Below are 16292 nucleotides of genomic sequence, written 5' to 3'. Positions count from 1 at the left end.
CTCAAGGGCGCGGCGCGACCTGAAGCTGCGCCAGCGCGGCTTTACGCTGGTCAATCGGCAAGCCGCCCATCTTCTCCACCGCTTTATAAAATCTCACCCAATCCCCACCTTCCTGCGCAAACAACGCTGCAAACGCCGGCACCCACTGGTCATACAGCCCGAACGGCAACAATCGCGCGTTGTTCATGGGCTGGTTGATCCACGCGTCATACCGTTTATCTGCGCCCCACTGGTTATCGCGCAGTCGTCGGTATTCGCTGCGCAAACGCTCGAACTCGGCCAGCTTGGCCTGACGCATCGCATCTGCGGCCAAAGGTTGGGCGTAGATTTTTTCCAAACGTTGCCGGGTATCGAGAACGAGCTGGATAAACTGATCGCGCTGCTTCGAAGCCGACAGGCTCTGCGGCGCCAGACCCCGCGCAGCACGCCATTGGCGCGTGCCTTCCTGCTCGACGAAATTGGCAAACGACTCGTTGAATTCGGTGTCGTCCTTCACATAAAACCGCTGGTGCGCCAGCTCATGGAAGATCAAAGTGGCCAGGCGCTCATCGCCCCAGTTCATCATCGAATTCATGATCGGGTCGTTGAACCAGCCCAAGGTGGAATAGGCCTCCACGCCACCGATCGACACATCCATGCCGCGCTGTTTCAACAACGCCGCCTCACCGCGCGCCGCACCCTGGTTGTAGTAGCCGCGATAGGCCACACAACCGGCAATGGGGAAGCAATGGGTTTCGGGGGACAGGGAAAATTCCTGCGTGGCGAAGACATTCCAGACCACATAGGGCCGACCGATATCCGCGTACAGCCTGTAACTTTGATTGTCCGGCAGGTGCAAATGCTCACTGGCGAACGTGCGCGCTTTTTGTGATTGCGCCAGGTGTTCGCGCAACAACGGTGGGCGAGTAGGGTCGGCAATGACCTGTGTCACCGGCTCTCGGGCGCGTAGCAGTTGCCATTGGCCGACGGCTAACTGACGGTAATAACTGACGCTGGAACAGCCGCTGAGCAGCACAACCATCAACCCTGGAAGAAAACGCCTGACCATGCCCCGACCGCTCCTGGGTAATTTGCTCGCAAGACTATCGCGCCTGTGCGGAATTTTTCCATGGCATGACGTGTTTATACTCATAAGGAGTCTGCTGCCGTCGGCGCCGGGCTCGATACTTCCTTCCCATTGAGTGCCCGCCATGCGCCAGCTTTTGCTTCCCGTTGCCGCCCTGTTCCTCGGTGCCTGCACCATCACGCCAGTGCCACCGGCGGATCCACAGCAAGCCTGGGTCGATTTCACCACGCCGACACCGGGCTCCAAGTTGGTCATGGCGCAGCGCCTGGACGGCAAGAACCTGGATGACGGACGTTTCTTCCAATTCCCGCCCGGCCATCACGAACTGATGGTGCGCTTTGATTTTGAAGTCCCGGCCGGCGGCGGTTTGGGCGGACTCAGCCAGATGATGTATCGCACCTGCTTCATGACGCTGGAATACGACCACTTCCAGGCCGGCCAGCGCTATGTGCTGGAAGGACGCTCGCTGGCCTTCACGCCGAATATCCGGTTGTATGACTCAGCGCGCCGACTGCTCGCGGAGGAACGCAGCGTTAACTGCATCTGATCAGTCGTTGTTTTTCTGGTAAACGATGGCCTTGGTGCCGTTCTCACAACTGCCGACGACCATGGCGCTGTCGTGCTTGTCGGCTTCTTCCTTGCTGACGATTTCCAGAGTGTAGGACGGAACCGCATTCGCCTGGATCTTGACCTCAATCTCTTTCCTGAGCTCTTCACAATCTTTTGGAGCGGCCACGGCCGATGTGGCCAATACACCGCAGATGATCGCCAAGGCAAAACGTTTCATGTGTGAAGCTCCCTGAATGCATTGCGCACGGGTGTGCGCCTAGGCTGCATGGTAATAGGACCACACTTACAAAACACGAGTTCTGATTTAAAGCAGATGTTTTAGCCGCCCCAAAGACCACTGTAGGAGCTGGCTTGCCGGCTCCTACAGGTATAGCGGGGTCAGTTTACGAGGGTGCCATCCAGGGTGATGGTCGCATTTAACACCTTGGACACCGGGCACCCTTCCTTGGCCTTTTTGCTCAATTCATCGAACTGTGCCTGGCTCGCGCCGGGAATTTTGGCCTTGAGGATCAAGTGCACAGCGGTGATAGCAAAACCGCCCTCGACTTGATCCAGAGTCACCTCGGCCTGGGTGTCGATGCTGTCAGCCTTGAGCCCGGCATCGCCGAGAATCATGGAAAAGGCCATGGAGAAACAGCCGGCGTGGGCCGCACCGATCAACTCTTCCGGGTTGGTGCCTTTGCCACCCTCGAAACGCGCCTTGAAGCCGTAGGGCGCTTCACGCAGGACGCCGGTTTCCGTGGAAATGGAACCCAGGCCAGTCTTCAGATCACCTTCCCAATGCGCGGATGCTTTTTTAACGATACTCATAGCGGTCTCCTCGAACGGTGGTATTGCGTCAGTAAGGGTTCTGAGGATAGTCGACCAGGCAAAGTTCATTCGTAAGAAAAACCTAGCAGCCAAGTAGGAAATTTCCCGAGTCGCTATTGAATCTCGGGTATATGCCCTCATTGCATAGGTATGCATATGAAGCGGCAGGTTTTGGTTCGTCTAAGAAGCCTGCACCCCTATTGGAGAAGCAGGCTTATGAAATCGCTGTCCGATGTAAAGTTCTCGACCCTCGACCTGGTGCCCGTGCGTGCCAACGGCAGCGCGGCAGAGTCGCTGCGCAACTCCCTGGACCTGGCCCAGCATGTGGAAAAATTTGGCTACAACCGTTTTTGGGTAGCTGAACACCACAACATGGACGGCATCGCCAGTTCAGCCACCTCGGTTCTGTTGGGTTACTTGGCTGGCGGCACCTCGACCATTCGCGTCGGTTCCGGTGGCGTGATGCTGCCCAACCACGCACCGCTGGTGATCGCCGAGCAGTTCGGCACCCTGGAAAGTCTCTATCCCGGCCGTATCGACCTGGGCCTGGGCCGCGCGCCCGGCTCCGATCAGATGACTGCTCGCGCCCTGCGCCGTGAACGTTCCGGCAGTGCGGATGAGTTTCCGGAGGATGTGGCCGAGCTGATGGCCTACCTCGGCCCACGCACACCCGACCAACGGATCATAGCGGTACCTGGCACTGGCACCAACGTGCCCGTCTGGCTGCTGGGTTCCAGCCTGTTCAGTGCGCAACTGGCCGGTGAGCGCGGCTTGCCCTACGCCTTTGCCTCGCATTTCGCACCGCGCCTGATGCATGAGGCGATTCGCGTCTACCGCAACCATTTCAAGCCCTCGGCTGTGCTGGACAAACCCTACGTGATGCTGGGTATTCCTCTGGTTGCAGCGGACACCGATGAACAGGCCGACTACCTGGCCACCTCTGTGTACCAACGCATTCTCGCGCTGATGCGCGGGCAGAGCCTGGTGCAGCGCCCACCGGTCAAAACCATGGACGGCCTGTGGCTGCCCCATGAAAAAGACGCCGTCGGCAGCTTCCTCGGCCTGGCCATGGTCGGCAGCCCGGCGAAGATCCGCGCCAAACTGGAAGTACTGATCGAGCAGACCGGCGCCGACGAGTTGATCTTCACCAGCGACCTGTACGAACACGCCGACCGGATTCATTCCTACGAGCTGCTGGCGCAGGTAATGAAGGGCTAAAAACCTCTCGAGCGAAAAAAACCGACGCCTTTGCGTCGGTTTTTTTATGTCCGCAACACGGATCAACCGCGCTTGTAGGCAATTTCCTTGGTGCCACCCTCACAGGTGCCGACCAGGGTGTGATCGCTCGGTGTAGCGCCTTTATCCACCACTTCCAGCGAATAGCCCGAAGCCCCCTTGGCGTCGATTTTCGCTGCGATTTCGCTTTTCAGCTCTTCACAAGGCTTGCCCGCCGCCAGGGCCGTGCCTGCAATGCTCAACAAACCTACCGCTAACAGGAACTTCTTCATCCGTTACTTTCCTTGCGCTGATCGAAAAGAGCGTGCCGACGCTTGTGGCATCGGCACCCATTGGTTGTAGCGCAGGTTATGGCAATCGGCCAGCCGACAAAGTTCAACCGATGCGATCAACTACTGGCAATTCGGAACCCTACCTTGAGGGTGACCTGATAGTGCGCGACCTTGCCATTCTCGATATGGCCCCGTGTTTCAGTCACTTCAAACCACTCAAGGTGCTTGATGCTCTTGTTGGCTTCGGCGATGGCATTGTTGATGGCGTCATCAATGCTGGTGGTCGACGAACCAACCAGTTCGACTTTCTTGTACGTGTGATGATCAGACATGGCGTTTCTCCTGTGGTCTCTAGTGAGCGTAGCAGTCAATGTTCGTACTGCTTCTGGCGACTGTTCGTACCCGAAAGTTCAGATTTACTGCACTTTCTGAAACGGCCGCAGTCGGTATTTACACACGCCACTCAATCACTTCAGGAGAGTCCACATGGCCAACACTTCTTTACGCAAAGCGTCGCTGGAAAGCATGGAAGCCGAGATTTCGAGCCTGCTCAAGTCTCTGGAAAGTCTCAAGGACGATGCATCCGACGAGTCGCGCAAAACCTTGAAGGCCCTGAAAAGCAATGCCGAGAATGCCCTCAGGCACTCCCGTCACCTGATCAGCGATGCCTACGAAGAAAGCAAAGTCAAACTCCGCGAAACCGGTGTTGCAACCCGGGACTACGCGCAAGAGCACCCATGGACAACAGCCGGCGTTGCTGTCGGTGCGCTGGGCCTGCTCGCGGCTTATCTGCTGTGCAAACGCGGCGATTAAACGGGTTCGCGCAGTAGCTCAGCCTTGAGCCATTGCGCCAGTTGCCCGGCGCGCCCATCTGCGGCGCGCTTGGGCAGCCAAAGCGCCAGGTGCGCCGGGGTTTCGCTGAAACCCCACGGCGCCACCAGGCGACCCGCACGCAAATCCTCGGCCACCAACGGTTGCGGGGCAATCGCCACGCCCAAGCCCGCCACTGCCGCCTCCAGCAAATAATACAAATGCTCAAACCCCTGGCCGTGTTTCAACGCGCCGGGCTCGATGTCGTGCTGCGTCGCCCAACTGGGCCAGGCTTGCGGGCGTGACGTGGTGTGCAACAGCTTTTCACCACACAAAGCCTCGGCGGGCGCCTCGCGCAAGCGTTCATAGCCGGCAAAGCGCGGGCTCATCACCGCGCCGATGCGTTCACTGGCCAGCTCATACACCTGCATATCCGCCGGCCACGGCGGTTCAGCGAATACCAACAGTGCGTCCAGGCCTGGGCGGCGCGGGTCCAGATCACCATCACCCGCCGACAGGTGCAGGCGCAGGTCCGGCAAGTCCGCGTTCAAGCGGCCCAGGCGCGGAATCAACCAGCGCGCCAGCAGGCTGCCAGAGCATCCCAGCACGAAAGGCGCATCGGCGCTGGCCTGAGTCAACTCGGCGCACACATCCCTTAACCGCTCGAAGGCCTCGGCGCTGGCATCCCGCAGTCGAACGCCCGAATCTGTGAGTTTAAGGCCGCGCCCGTCCTTGACGAACAAACTAATGCCCAGATGCTCCTCCAGTACCTTCAACTGCCGGCTGACGGCACCATGGGTCACGTGCAGCTGATCGGCAGCCTGGCTGACGCTGTTCAATCGTGCAGTGGCTTCAAAGGCACGCAGGGCATTGAGGGGGGGAAGGTCTCGGCTCATCTGTGAGTTTTCCTGACAGGTTACGGCGATCTTATCGGTTTTCAGAGTAGAACGTCAGGGGTAGAGTGGCCCTCATTGCTTTCCACACCTCTTCTTTCCTGGAGCGTCCCATGACTCAGTCCCAGACCGATCTACGCAATGGCCCAGACACCAACGGCCTGTTTGGTGCGTTCGGCGGCCGTTACGTCGCTGAAACCCTGATGCCGTTGATCCTCGACCTGGCCCGCGAATACGAAGCGGCCAAGGAAGATCCGGCGTTCAAGGAGGAATTGGCCTACTTCCAGCGCGACTACGTCGGTCGTCCAAGCCCGCTTTACTTCGCCGAGCGCCTGACCGAATTCTGTGGCGGCGCCAAAATCTACCTCAAGCGTGAAGAGCTGAACCATACCGGCGCGCACAAGATCAACAACTGCATTGGCCAGATCCTGCTGGCACGGCGCATGGGGAAAAAACGCATCATCGCCGAGACCGGCGCCGGCATGCACGGCGTGGCCACTGCCACCGTGGCCGCGCGCTTCGGCCTGCAATGCATGATCTACATGGGTACCACTGACATCGAGCGCCAACAGGCCAACGTGTTCCGCATGAAGCTGCTGGGCGCGGAAGTGATCCCCGTAGTGGCTGGCACCGGTACCCTGAAAGACGCGATGAACGAAGCCCTGCGTGACTGGGTGACCAATGTCGACAGCACTTTCTACCTGATCGGCACCGTGGCCGGCCCGCACCCGTACCCAGCGATGGTGCGCGACTTCCAGGCCGTGATCGGCAAGGAAACCCGCGACCAGTTGCAAGCCCAGGAAGGCCGCCTGCCGGACAGCCTCGTGGCGTGCATCGGCGGCGGTTCCAATGCCATGGGCCTGTTCCACCCGTTCCTGGATGACAAGAGCGTGGAAATCATCGGCGTTGAAGCGGCCGGCCACGGCATCGAAACCGGCAAGCACGCTGCCAGCCTCAACGGCGGCGTACCAGGTGTGCTGCACGGTAACCGTACGTTCCTGCTGCAGGACGACGACGGCCAGATCATCGACGCCCACTCGATTTCAGCTGGCCTGGACTACCCCGGCATCGGCCCGGAACACGCCTGGTTGCACGACATCGGCCGCGTCCAGTACACCTCGGTGACCGACGATGAGGCCCTCGACGCCTTCCACAAATGCTGCCGGCTGGAAGGGATCATTCCTGCGCTGGAAAGCGCCCACGCCCTGGCCGAAGTGTTCAAACGCGCACCGACCCTGCCGAAGGATCACCTGATGGTGGTTAACCTGTCCGGCCGTGGCGACAAAGACATGCAGACCGTGATGCACCACCTGGGTAACTCTCTACAAGAGCCAGCCAAGCAGGAGAAACACTGATGAGCCGCCTGCAAACCCGCTTCGCACAGCTTAAAGAACAGAACCGCGCCGCCCTGGTGACCTTCGTAACCGCCGGCGACCCTGGCTATGACACCTCGCTGGCAATCCTCAAGGGCTTGCCCGCTGCTGGCGCCGACGTGATCGAGCTGGGCATGCCCTTCACCGATCCGATGGCCGACGGCCCGGCCATCCAACTGGCCAACATCCGTGCGCTGGAAGCCAAGCAGAATCTGTTGAAAACCCTGCAGATGGTTCGCGAGTTCCGCGAAGACAACAACGACACGCCGCTGGTGTTGATGGGTTACTTCAACCCGATCCACAAATACGGCGTGCCGCAGTTCATCGCCGACGCCAAGGAAGCCGGCGTGGACGGCCTGATCGTGGTCGACATGCCGCCCGAGCATAACGGCGAACTGTGCGACCCGGCCCAGGCGGCAGGTATCGACTTCATTCGCCTGACCACGCCGACCACCGACGATGTGCGCCTGCCGACGGTACTGAATGGCAGCTCGGGCTTTGTGTACTACGTGTCGGTGGCCGGTGTGACCGGTGCCGGGGCCGCGACCCTGGAGCACGTCGAAGAAGCCGTGACCCGCCTGCGCCGCCATACCGACCTGCCGATCAGCATCGGTTTTGGTATCCGCACGCCGGAGCAGGCCGCGGCGATCGCGCGTTTGGCGGACGGTGTGGTGGTGGGCTCGGCACTGATCGATCACATCGCCAATGCCAAGAATGACCAGCAAGCCATCGACGGTGTGTTGAGCCTGTGCGCGGCATTGTCGGAAGGCGTGCGTAACGCCCGTCAGTAAGGCCTGCGTAACCGGTAGGTAAAGTTCCTGATACAGAGGAATCAACCCGTGCGGGCATAGCCCAAACAACAAGACCAAGGGATTTCGAACCGCGTTCGAAATCCCTTTTGTGTGTGCCCTGAGGAATGTCCGGTGAAAATGCCCAACTCCGTGATTGCTGGCCTTGGCGTGCTGATGCTTGGCGAGGTACGGGCATTGTCTATGAGATTCTGGACGGTGTGCTCAACTAAGGCTTTTCATTCAACTCGATGCGCTCGACCTTACCGACCAGCAGCACGTAAGAGAGCGCCCCGAGCAACGCCAGCACCGCGATATAGGTAATCGCCGGCGCGAACGAGTCACCACTGGCCAAAAAGCCAATCACGATCGGCGTGGCAATCGCCGACAGGTTGCCGATGAAGTTGAACACCCCACCGGTCAGCCCCAACAAGCGGGCAGGTGCCAGGGTCGAGACCAGCGACCAGGTAATCGACGCCAGCCCGTTGCCAAAAAATGCCACCGCCAGGAACGCAATCACCCACGCCGTCGAGTCCACATAGTTGGCGCCGATGATCGCCGTGGAGATCAGCAGCCCGCCGATGATCGGCAACTTGCGCGCAAAGCCCACCGACGCGCCGCGACGAATCAGCCAGTCGGAAAAGATCCCGGAACACAGCACGCCGACAAACGCCGCGAGAAATGGCAACGACGCCAGCAGGCCAGACTTGATGAAGTCCATGCCGCGATACTTCACCAGGTAGGTCGGGAACCACGTCAGGAAGAACCACAGCGTGGAGTTCAGGCAGAACTGCCCCAGGTAGATGCCCCAGAGTTTACGCTTGCTCAACACGATGCCCAGGTCGACCCAACTGAACGGCGCCTTGGCGGTTTTTTCCTGCATGTCCACCAGGCCGCCGCCTTCACGGATCAGGTCGATTTCAGCGGCGTTCGCGCCTTTGAAATCCTTCGGCTCGCGGTACACCGCGTACCAGATCACCGCCCACACAATCCCCACGCCACCGGTCGCGACAAACACCATGTGCCAGCCGAATGCATGTTGCAGCCAAGCCAGTACCGGCGTGAGGAATGCCAGCCCGACAAACTGCCCGGAGGTGTAGACGCCAATCGCTGTTGCGCGCTCGCGCTCGGGAAACCAAGTGGTGACCACGCGGCTGTTGATCGGATACGCCGGGGCTTCCAATGCACCCACTGCCATGCGCAGCACGAACAGCGCGATAAAGCTGGCGGCGAAGCCGAGCATGACGGTGGCGATGGACCATAGCAGCAGCGCCGCCGTATAGAGAATGCGCGGCGGCACGCGGTCCACCAGCCAGCCACCGGGGATCTGCATGGCGGCGTAGGTCCAACCGAACGCGGAGAAAATCAGCCCGACGTGCACCGGGTCGATCCCTAGTTCGCTGGTCAGGGCCGGGGCAGCGATGGACAGGTTGCTGCGGTCGAGGTAGTTGATCACCACGGTGATAAACAGCAGCACCATGATGAAGAAACGCTTTCTGGTAGGCGTGACTAAAGAAGCCTGCCCGGTGAAGGATTCAGGGTGCATGGGGGGTTGCCTCTTCTTATGTTTGTTGAGGGCTTGCAGGAGCCGGCATCCCGGCTCCTACAGGGCGCTTACCACTCGGCGAAGCTGCCGTCGGCATGCCGCCAGATCGGGTTGCGCCAACGGTGGCCGATGGCCGCGCGCTCGATCACGTATTCCTCGTTGATCTCGATGCCCAGGCCCGGCCCGTTGGGGATCTTCACGAAGCCCTGGTCATAGTCGAACACGCCCGGGTCGCGCACGTAATCGAGCAGGTCATTGCTCTCGTTGTAGTGAATGCCCAGGCTTTGCTCCTGGATAAACGCGTTGTAGCAAACCGCATCCAATTGCAGGCACGCCGCCAGGGCAATCGGGCCGAGCGGGCAGTGCAGGGCCAGGGCCACGTCGTAGGCTTCGGCCATGTTGGCGATCTTGCGGGTTTCGGTGATGCCGCCGGCGTGGGAGGCATCCGGCTGGATGATGTCGACGTAGCCTTCGCTGAGCACGCGCTTGAAGTCCCAACGCGAGAACAGGCGCTCGCCCAGGGCAATCGGCGTGCTGGTCAGCGGCGCCAGCTCTTTCAGCGCTTCGTAGTTTTCGCTGAGGACCGGCTCTTCGATAAACATCAGCTTGTACGGGTCCAGCTCTTTCATCAGCACCTTGGCCATGGGCTTATGCACGCGGCCATGGAAGTCGACGCCGATGCCGACGTTGGGGCCCACCGCATCACGTACGGCGGCGACGTTGGCCAGGGCCAGGTCGACTTTTTCGAAGCTGTCGACGAACTGCAGTTCTTCGGTGCCGTTCATTTTTACCGCCGTGAAACCACGGGCCACCGCTTCTTTGGCGGCACGGGCAGTGTCGGCAGGGCGGTCGCCGCCAATCCACGAGTACACGCGGATCTTGTCGCGCACCTGGCCACCGAGCAGGTCGCTGACCGACACACCGAGGGCCTTGCCCTTGATGTCCCACAGCGCCTGGTCGATGCCGGCGAGGGCGCTCATGTGCACCGCGCCGCCACGGTAGAAGCCGCCGCGATAGAGCACGGTCCAGATGTCTTCGATATTGCGTGGGTCTTTGCCGATCAGGTAGTCGGACAGTTCTTCAACAGCAGCCGCCACAGTGTGAGCGCGGCCCTCGACCACGGGCTCACCCCAGCCGGTCACGCCTTGGTCGGTTTCGACCTTGAGGAAGCACCAGCGCGGCGGGACGATAAAGGTCGTCAGTTTGGTGATTTTCATCTGTTATCTCTCTTATAGATGCGGCGCCTGTGGGCGCAAGGCTTGAAGTCAGTTCAGGGTTTTCCAGGCGGCGACATAAGCCTGGGCACGGCTCGCTACCTGATCCACTGTCATACCCGGTTTGAACAACCCGGAACCCAGTCCAAAGCCTTTGGCGCCAGCGTCGGTGAATACCTGCATGTTGTCCGGGGTGATGCCGCCGACCGGCAGCAGCAAGGTGCCTGCCGGCAATACCGCCAGCCACGCCTTGATCACCGACGGGCCCATTTGCTCGGCGGGGAACAGCTTCAACACGTCGGCGCCTTCGGCCAATGCGGCGAAGGCTTCGGTCGGCGTGGCCACACCCGGCGACAGGAACAGGCCTGCGGCTTTGGCGGCACGCAACACCTTGGCATCGCTGTGGGGCATTACAATTACCTGGCCTCCGGCCGCCTTCACCTGCTCGACCTGCTCAGGCGTCAACACCGTGCCGGCACCGATCAGGCAATCGGCGGGCAGGCTGTCGCGCAGGGTGCGGATGCTGGTGTAGGGGTCGGGCGAATTGAGCGGGACTTCGATCACACGAAACCCGGCTTGGTACAGCACCTGGCCGACGGCCTCGGCCTCGTCCGGGCGAATGCCACGCAGGATGGCAATCAAACCGTTTTGTGCGAGTGCTTGCTTGAGCATGTCAGGCCTCCGATACAGGTTGAGTGAGCCCGGCCGCTACGGCCAGTTGCCACAGGCCACGCTCGGTGGCTTCCTGTGCCAGGCTGACGTGGGCAAAGCCGCAAAGGGCGAGGGCGCGTTGATAGCGGGCGCAGAGGGGAGCGGCGCCGACCAGGATGATTGGCTTGTGTTTGGCGCTGTCGGGCAGGCCGGCGAGTTCATGGCCGATGAGCAAGCCGGACAGGTAATCGGGCTGCTGGTCAGGGGCGAGGTCGGCGGTGAGTCCCAGGGTGCGGGCGCTGAACAGGGTGGACAGCACGCCGCGCTGGCCGTCTGTGGAGCGCGCCACGTGTACGCCTCGATCGAAGGCTTCGGCCTGAAATTGTTCGGATTGTTGCTGGGTGCGTCCGAGGATGCTGTGTTTGCTCAGCACGGCAAACACCTCGCCGGTCATGAACGTGTCGAAATGCGTGATGCAACCCTCGACCACTTCGACCCACTTGGAATGGCTGCCGGGCAGGCCGATCAATACGTCGGCGCCCAACCCTTGCAGCACGCCCAATACTTGGGTTTCTTCGCCGCGCATCACGTTGGGCAAGCCAACCTGCTCGATCACGCCCGGCACGATGTGCACGTCCACGCCGCGCAGGCTGTGCACCCGATGCAGCGCCTGGCCCAGGCTGGCGACATCGACCGGGGTATTGCGGTAGGCCGCTTCGCTCCAGCCCTGGGCGCTGCCGACCATGCCACAGGCGATCACCGGCAAACCCGGCTTGGCGTCGAGCCAATCCCCACACGCCGCATCGAACGCCAACTCGAAGCCGTTATCGCAACGCACACCGGCGATGTCCCGGGGCTCGCTGGGCAAATGCATGATGCCCCAGGCCAGCGAGCGCTGTTCCAGCACCACGCCGGCGGGGCCGAGTTTATAAGCACGAAGGGAGCTGGTTCCCCAATCGAGCGCGATCAATTGCGCCTGCATCGCTTCACCTGAGTTCTGAGCGGATGCAGCGAATATAAACCTACGCAGGCGCAAGTCTCAATATATAAATATCAATCCCATATTTAGGGACAGGCTTTAAGACAACGCTGACAAGTTCAGTTCCCGCATCGCCCCCATCCAGACCGCATAGTCGGTGTGGTCCTTCAGGTCATCGCCGGTTTCGGGATGCAGGAATACCACCAGCCCATTGCGGTGGATTACCAACCACGGCAGCACCACGCCGATGTATTCGGGGTCGAACGCCAGCTGACAGCTCCAATCGGGGTGGGGACCCACTGGCCGCTCGTGCACACGGCCCATACGCAGTGGAAACAGTTTGGCGGCGTCTTCGCACAGGGTGCGCGCCTGTTCGATAGTGCTGGCGTCGAAGTAGATATGGGCGTGGTAGCCCTTGATACGTTGCATGACGGACTCCGGATCCAATATGCGCCAGATGCTAGACCGCAATGGAGGGCAGGGCCAGCCCGGTCAGCGACTGCGCGCTGCTGGCCTGCTCGGCCACCAGCCAGTCGACGAAGCGCTCGACCAACTGCCCCCGGCGTTTGCGTTGGGGCTGCACGACGTAATAGCCGAAGCGCGAGATCACGGTGTCATTGATCGGGCGACACAGCCAATTCTGTTCCAGCAGGTTATCCACGAGATGGCGCCAGCCGATGGCCACGCCTTGGCCGGCAATCGCGGCCTGGATCAGCAAGGTGTAGTTGTCGAAGCGCAGTTGCCCTGGGGTGGGCGCACTGGAAATGCCCAGCTCGCGAAATACGCCACTCCAGTCGAACCACTGGCTGTTGTTTTCCTGGCGCAGGTGCAGCAAAGGGAAATCGTGCATATTCTGCACAGTCAGCGGCGTGGCCTGTTCCTTGAGCCACTGCGGGCTGCACACCGGGAACACTTCTTCGTTGAACAGCCAAAGGCTGTCGCCCTGCTTGAAACGGCCGTCGCCAAACAACACCGCCACATCAATGTCGCTGCGCAGGGTGGCGTGATTACGCTCGCTGGTCACCAGGCTTACATCGACCTGAGGGTTGGCCTTATGAAAACGATGCAAACGCGGCATCAGCCAATAGGCGGCGAAGGCGAAGTCGGTGGCGACGTGCAGCACTTCATGCTGGTCCTGCTGGGTGATGAGGCTCAAGCCCTGGTTGATCCCCTGCAATCCGCCTTGCACATGCTCGAACAGCAGGGCGCCGGCGTCGGTCAGTTCGATCCCACGGTAGATGCGATCAAACAGACGGACCGCCAACTGTTCTTCCAGGCGCTTGATCTGCTGGCTGATGGCCGGTTGGGTGGTGCCCAATTCCATCGCGGCGGCGGTAAAGCTGCGATGACGTGCGGCGGCTTCGAAGGTACGCAGCAAATCGAGGGACAGGTCACCGAGCGCTTCATACATAAGCTGTGTTTATCCTAGACATTGCTTTTCATGGGCTTTACCCCACTTTTCATGGACTGCATGCTCATTCGCATAAACACTGCCTATGGAATGCCGATAGATCATGAAGCGCAAGAACATTCTTTTCATCATGGCCGATCAAATGGCCGCGCCGATACTTCCGTTCTACGGTTCTTCGCCTATCAAGTTGCCCAACCTGAGTCGCCTGGCCGAGCAAGGCGTGGTGTTCGACGCCGCCTATTGCAACAGCCCGTTGTGCGCGCCGTCGCGCTTCACCCTGGTGAGCGGCCAGTTGCCCAGCAAGATCGGCGCCTACGACAATGCCGCCGATTTCCCCGCCGATGTGCCGACCTATGCCCACTACCTGCGCCGCCTCGGCTATCGCACCGCGCTGTCGGGCAAGATGCACTTCTGTGGTCCCGACCAGTTGCATGGCTACGAAGAACGGCTGACCAGCGACATCTACCCCGCCGACTATGGCTGGGCGGTGAACTGGGATGAACCGGACGTGCGCCCCTCCTGGTATCACAACATGTCGTCGGTGCTGCAAGCCGGGCCATGCGTGCGCACCAACCAGCTGGATTTCGATGAAGAGGTGGTGTTCAAGGCCCAGCAATACCTGTTCGACCATATCCGCGAAGACGGTGCTCAGCCGTTCTGCCTCACCGTATCCATGACCCACCCCCACGATCCGTACACCATTCCCAAGCCGTTCTGGGACCTGTACGACGACGCCGATATCCCTTTGCCGACAACGTCCGCGCAAGCCGATCTCGACCCGCACTCCCAGCGCCTGCTCAAGGTCTACGACCTGTGGGGCAAGCCGCTGCCTGTGGATAAGATCCGCGATGCGCGCCGTGCCTACTTCGGCGCCTGCAGCTACATCGACAGCAACGTCGGCAAGCTGCTGCAGACCCTGGAAGACACCGGCCTGGCCGATGACACTATCATCATCTTCTCCGGCGACCACGGCGACATGCTCGGCGAGCGCGGCCTCTGGTACAAAATGCACTGGTTTGAAATGGCCGCCCGCGTGCCGCTGCTGGTCAGTGCGCCGGGGCAGTTCGCAGCAGGCCGCGTGAGCAAAGCCGTGTCCACCGCCGACCTGCTGCCGACCCTGGTGGAACTGGCCGGCGGCGAGCTGGACCCGCGCCTGCCTCTGGACGGCCGTTCACTGGTCCCGCACTTGCAAGGGCAGGGCGGGCATGACGAAGTGTTTGGCGAGTACATGGCCGAAGGCACCATCAGTCCGCTGATGATGATTCGCCGGGGCGCCTACAAATTCATCTACAGCGAAGACGACCCCTGTCTACTGTTCGATGTACACAATGACCCACGGGAGCAGGAAGACCTCAGCCAGTCGCCGCAACATCAGGCGCTGTTTGCTGCCTTCCTGGACGAGGCGCGGGCCAAATGGGACATCCCGGCGATCCACCAACAGGTGCTCGCCAGCCAACGCCGCCGCCGTCTGGTGTTTGAAGCACTGACCCAGGGCAAGCTGAAGAGCTGGGATCACCAGCCACTGGTGGACGCCAGTCAGCAATACATGCGCAACCATATCGACCTCGACGACCTGGAGCGCAAGGCACGTTATCCACAACCCTGCCAAAACCAATAAAACAGAGGGAAGGCCATGCAAAAGTTAACTGTGATGCTGAGTATGTTGGCGCTGGGCAGCGCCAATGTTTACGCAGACGCCAGTTGTGAGACGGTAAAGATGGCTGATCCTGGCTGGAGCGATATTGCGGCCACCAATGCCATCACCGGTTTTTTGCTGACGGGCATGGGCTACAAACCCAAGGTCGACACCCTGGCGGTGCCGATCACCTTTGGCGGGCTCAAGGACGGCCAGGTGGATGTGTTCCTGGGCAACTGGATGCCAGCGCAGCAGGGTTTTTATGACAAGTTCGTGGCCAATGGCGACGTAGTTCAACTGGCGAAAAACCTCGACGGCACCGAGTTCACCCTCGCTGTGCCCGACTATGTGTGGGACGCCGGGGTGCATGACTTTACCGACCTGAACAAATTTGCCGACAAGTTCGACAAGAAGATCTACGGCATCGGCTCCGGCGCGCCGGCGAATATCTCGTTGCAGGAGATCATCAAGAAGAACGACTTCGCGCTCGGTCAGTGGAAGCTGGTGGAATCTAGCGAACAGGCGATGCTCGCCGAAGTGTCGCGGGCGGTTAAGAAGCAGAAGTTCGTGACTTTCCTTGGCTGGACACCGCACCCGATGAACGTGCAATTGAAAATGCACTACCTCAAAGGCGGCGAGAAATATTTTGGTGACACCGGCAGTGTGTATACCTTGACCCGCAAGGGGTACGCACAAGCCTGCCCGAACGTAGGAAAACTGCTGACCAACCTGAGTTTTACCCAGGAGATGGAGAACAGCATCATGGCCGAGGTGGCCAACAACAAGGCCAGCAATGCCGATGCGGCGAAGGCGTGGATCAAGGCCAATCCGGCGGTATTGGATAAATGGCTGGAGGGCGTCAAGACCGTGGATGGCAAGGATGCGCTGGCAGCCGTAAAAGCCAAGCTCTAAAGGCCTGATGCAATCCAAATGTGGGAGCGGGCTTGCTCGCGAAGGCGTCGGATCAGTTGAGTAAATGTAAACTGACACTCCGCTTTCGCAAGCAGGCCCGCTCCCACAGGGACCGATATGTGCTG

Annotated in this window: 19 protein-coding genes; 7 read left to right on the top strand and 12 right to left on the bottom strand. The window is 60.4% G+C overall.

Annotated elements, in window-relative coordinates:
* Nucleotide 1 precedes the first annotated feature (1 nt).
* Entirely contained in the window at nucleotides 2-1048 is a 1047-nt protein-coding gene (locus LVW35_RS00215; protein WP_233893115.1) for an aminopeptidase, read from the bottom strand.
* Nucleotides 1049-1190: 142 nt separating this feature from the next.
* On the opposite strand from LVW35_RS00215, the gene LVW35_RS00210 reads away from it, so the two are divergent.
* Entirely contained in the window at nucleotides 1191-1613 is a 423-nt protein-coding gene (locus LVW35_RS00210; RefSeq protein WP_233893114.1) for a PA0061/PA0062 family lipoprotein, read from the top strand.
* Here LVW35_RS00210 and LVW35_RS00205 read toward each other — a convergent pair whose 3' ends face one another.
* Together LVW35_RS00205 and LVW35_RS00200 are read right to left on the bottom strand one after the other, a co-directional pair.
* Nucleotides 1614-1853 carry a DUF1161 domain-containing protein gene (locus LVW35_RS00205; RefSeq protein WP_010207769.1) on the bottom strand — a complete coding sequence of 80 codons (240 nt, stop codon included), beginning with the start codon at nucleotides 1851-1853 and terminating at the stop codon, nucleotides 1614-1616.
* A 161-nt stretch (nucleotides 1854-2014) separates the two neighbouring features.
* Nucleotides 2015-2446, bottom strand: coding sequence for an OsmC family protein (locus tag LVW35_RS00200; protein WP_124375712.1), 432 nt, complete (start codon nucleotides 2444-2446; stop codon nucleotides 2015-2017).
* Nucleotides 2447-2662: 216 nt separating this feature from the next.
* On the opposite strand from LVW35_RS00200, the gene LVW35_RS00195 reads away from it, so the two are divergent.
* Nucleotides 2663-3664, top strand: a complete 1002-nt coding sequence (locus LVW35_RS00195) for an LLM class flavin-dependent oxidoreductase (RefSeq protein ID WP_233893113.1) — start codon at nucleotides 2663-2665, stop codon at nucleotides 3662-3664.
* Nucleotides 3665-3726: 62 nt separating this feature from the next.
* Here LVW35_RS00195 and LVW35_RS00190 read toward each other — a convergent pair whose 3' ends face one another.
* On the bottom strand, nucleotides 3727-3954 hold the full coding sequence (locus LVW35_RS00190) for a DUF1161 domain-containing protein (protein WP_233893112.1): 228 nt from the start codon (nucleotides 3952-3954) through the stop codon (nucleotides 3727-3729).
* 116 nt (nucleotides 3955-4070) lie between these two features.
* On the bottom strand, nucleotides 4071-4286 hold the full coding sequence (locus tag LVW35_RS00185) for a dodecin (RefSeq protein ID WP_233893111.1): 216 nt from the start codon (nucleotides 4284-4286) through the stop codon (nucleotides 4071-4073).
* Between the two features lie 154 nt (nucleotides 4287-4440).
* Here LVW35_RS00185 and LVW35_RS00180 point away from each other — a divergent pair, with 154 nt between their 5' ends.
* Nucleotides 4441-4767 carry a DUF883 family protein gene (locus tag LVW35_RS00180; protein WP_233893110.1) on the top strand — a complete coding sequence of 109 codons (327 nt, stop codon included), beginning with the start codon at nucleotides 4441-4443 and terminating at the stop codon, nucleotides 4765-4767.
* Here LVW35_RS00180 and LVW35_RS00175 read toward each other — a convergent pair.
* Nucleotides 4764-5660: a LysR family transcriptional regulator gene (locus LVW35_RS00175; protein WP_233893108.1), complete on the bottom strand. Its 897-nt coding sequence runs from the start codon at nucleotides 5658-5660 to the stop codon at nucleotides 4764-4766. The genes LVW35_RS00180 and LVW35_RS00175 overlap by 4 nt on opposite strands.
* 110 nt (nucleotides 5661-5770) lie before the next feature.
* Between LVW35_RS00175 and trpB the strand changes: the two genes are divergently transcribed.
* Together trpB and trpA are read left to right on the top strand one after the other, a co-directional pair.
* Complete coding sequence (trpB, locus tag LVW35_RS00170; protein WP_233893107.1) at nucleotides 5771-7012, top strand: tryptophan synthase subunit beta; 1242 nt, start codon at nucleotides 5771-5773, stop codon at nucleotides 7010-7012.
* Nucleotides 7012-7821 carry a tryptophan synthase subunit alpha gene (gene trpA, locus LVW35_RS00165; RefSeq protein ID WP_233893106.1) on the top strand — a complete coding sequence of 270 codons (810 nt, stop codon included), beginning with the start codon at nucleotides 7012-7014 and terminating at the stop codon, nucleotides 7819-7821. Before trpB ends, trpA begins: the two co-directional genes overlap by 1 nt.
* Before the next feature lie 226 nt (nucleotides 7822-8047).
* Here the strand turns inward: trpA and LVW35_RS00160 are convergent, their stop codons facing one another.
* The 6 genes from LVW35_RS00160 to LVW35_RS00135 all read right to left on the bottom strand — a co-directional run bounded on the left by LVW35_RS00160 (nucleotide 8048) and on the right by LVW35_RS00135 (nucleotide 13619).
* Complete coding sequence (locus LVW35_RS00160; RefSeq protein WP_233893105.1) at nucleotides 8048-9364, bottom strand: MFS transporter; 1317 nt, start codon at nucleotides 9362-9364, stop codon at nucleotides 8048-8050.
* Between the two features lie 68 nt (nucleotides 9365-9432).
* Nucleotides 9433-10581: a galactonate dehydratase gene (gene dgoD, locus LVW35_RS00155; RefSeq protein WP_003170741.1), complete on the bottom strand. Its 1149-nt coding sequence runs from the start codon at nucleotides 10579-10581 to the stop codon at nucleotides 9433-9435.
* 48 nt (nucleotides 10582-10629) lie between these two features.
* Nucleotides 10630-11250 carry a 2-dehydro-3-deoxy-6-phosphogalactonate aldolase gene (locus LVW35_RS00150; RefSeq protein WP_233893104.1) on the bottom strand — a complete coding sequence of 207 codons (621 nt, stop codon included), beginning with the start codon at nucleotides 11248-11250 and terminating at the stop codon, nucleotides 10630-10632.
* 1 nt (nucleotide 11251) lies between these two features.
* Complete coding sequence (locus LVW35_RS00145; RefSeq protein ID WP_233893103.1) at nucleotides 11252-12211, bottom strand: 2-dehydro-3-deoxygalactonokinase; 960 nt, start codon at nucleotides 12209-12211, stop codon at nucleotides 11252-11254.
* Between the two features lie 96 nt (nucleotides 12212-12307).
* Nucleotides 12308-12637, bottom strand: a complete 330-nt coding sequence (locus LVW35_RS00140) for a DOPA 4,5-dioxygenase family protein (RefSeq protein WP_233893101.1) — start codon at nucleotides 12635-12637, stop codon at nucleotides 12308-12310.
* 31 nt (nucleotides 12638-12668) lie between these two features.
* Entirely contained in the window at nucleotides 12669-13619 is a 951-nt protein-coding gene (locus LVW35_RS00135) for a choline sulfate utilization transcriptional regulator (RefSeq protein ID WP_233893100.1), read from the bottom strand.
* A gap of 103 nt (nucleotides 13620-13722) precedes the next feature.
* On the opposite strand from LVW35_RS00135, the gene betC reads away from it, so the two are divergent.
* Nucleotides 13723-15237, top strand: coding sequence for a choline-sulfatase (gene betC, locus LVW35_RS00130; protein WP_233893099.1), 1515 nt, complete (start codon nucleotides 13723-13725; stop codon nucleotides 15235-15237).
* A 15-nt stretch (nucleotides 15238-15252) separates the two neighbouring features.
* A complete protein-coding gene (gene choX / locus LVW35_RS00125; protein ID WP_233893098.1) occupies nucleotides 15253-16167 on the top strand; it encodes a choline ABC transporter substrate-binding protein in 915 nt (304 codons plus the stop codon).
* Nucleotides 16168-16292: the final 125 nt, after the last annotated feature.

Source organism: Pseudomonas sp. HN11 (assembly GCF_021390155.1).
Classification (GTDB): domain Bacteria; phylum Pseudomonadota; class Gammaproteobacteria; order Pseudomonadales; family Pseudomonadaceae; genus Aquipseudomonas.
This window is presented reverse-complemented; position numbering and strand designations above follow the sequence as displayed.

Coding starts and splice junctions, on each gene's coding strand:
- LVW35_RS00140 (WP_233893101.1), bottom strand. CDS start 12,637: ATGCAACGTATCAAGGGCTACCACGCCCATATCTACTTCGACGCCAGC.
- LVW35_RS00190 (WP_233893112.1), bottom strand. CDS start 3,954: ATGAAGAAGTTCCTGTTAGCGGTAGGTTTGTTGAGCATTGCAGGCACG.
- LVW35_RS00200 (WP_124375712.1), bottom strand. CDS start 2,446: ATGAGTATCGTTAAAAAAGCATCCGCGCATTGGGAAGGTGATCTGAAG.
- LVW35_RS00150 (WP_233893104.1), bottom strand. CDS start 11,250: ATGCTCAAGCAAGCACTCGCACAAAACGGTTTGATTGCCATCCTGCGT.
- LVW35_RS00145 (WP_233893103.1), bottom strand. CDS start 12,211: ATGCAGGCGCAATTGATCGCGCTCGATTGGGGAACCAGCTCCCTTCGT.
- LVW35_RS00195 (WP_233893113.1), top strand. CDS start 2,663: ATGAAATCGCTGTCCGATGTAAAGTTCTCGACCCTCGACCTGGTGCCC.
- LVW35_RS00210 (WP_233893114.1), top strand. CDS start 1,191: ATGCGCCAGCTTTTGCTTCCCGTTGCCGCCCTGTTCCTCGGTGCCTGC.
- trpB (WP_233893107.1), top strand. CDS start 5,771: ATGACTCAGTCCCAGACCGATCTACGCAATGGCCCAGACACCAACGGC.
- choX (WP_233893098.1), top strand. CDS start 15,253: ATGCAAAAGTTAACTGTGATGCTGAGTATGTTGGCGCTGGGCAGCGCC.
- LVW35_RS00215 (WP_233893115.1), bottom strand. CDS start 1,048: ATGGTCAGGCGTTTTCTTCCAGGGTTGATGGTTGTGCTGCTCAGCGGC.
- LVW35_RS00160 (WP_233893105.1), bottom strand. CDS start 9,364: ATGCACCCTGAATCCTTCACCGGGCAGGCTTCTTTAGTCACGCCTACC.
- trpA (WP_233893106.1), top strand. CDS start 7,012: ATGAGCCGCCTGCAAACCCGCTTCGCACAGCTTAAAGAACAGAACCGC.
- LVW35_RS00185 (WP_233893111.1), bottom strand. CDS start 4,286: ATGTCTGATCATCACACGTACAAGAAAGTCGAACTGGTTGGTTCGTCG.
- LVW35_RS00175 (WP_233893108.1), bottom strand. CDS start 5,660: ATGAGCCGAGACCTTCCCCCCCTCAATGCCCTGCGTGCCTTTGAAGCC.
- LVW35_RS00135 (WP_233893100.1), bottom strand. CDS start 13,619: ATGTATGAAGCGCTCGGTGACCTGTCCCTCGATTTGCTGCGTACCTTC.
- dgoD (WP_003170741.1), bottom strand. CDS start 10,581: ATGAAAATCACCAAACTGACGACCTTTATCGTCCCGCCGCGCTGGTGC.
- betC (WP_233893099.1), top strand. CDS start 13,723: ATGAAGCGCAAGAACATTCTTTTCATCATGGCCGATCAAATGGCCGCG.
- LVW35_RS00180 (WP_233893110.1), top strand. CDS start 4,441: ATGGCCAACACTTCTTTACGCAAAGCGTCGCTGGAAAGCATGGAAGCC.
- LVW35_RS00205 (WP_010207769.1), bottom strand. CDS start 1,853: ATGAAACGTTTTGCCTTGGCGATCATCTGCGGTGTATTGGCCACATCG.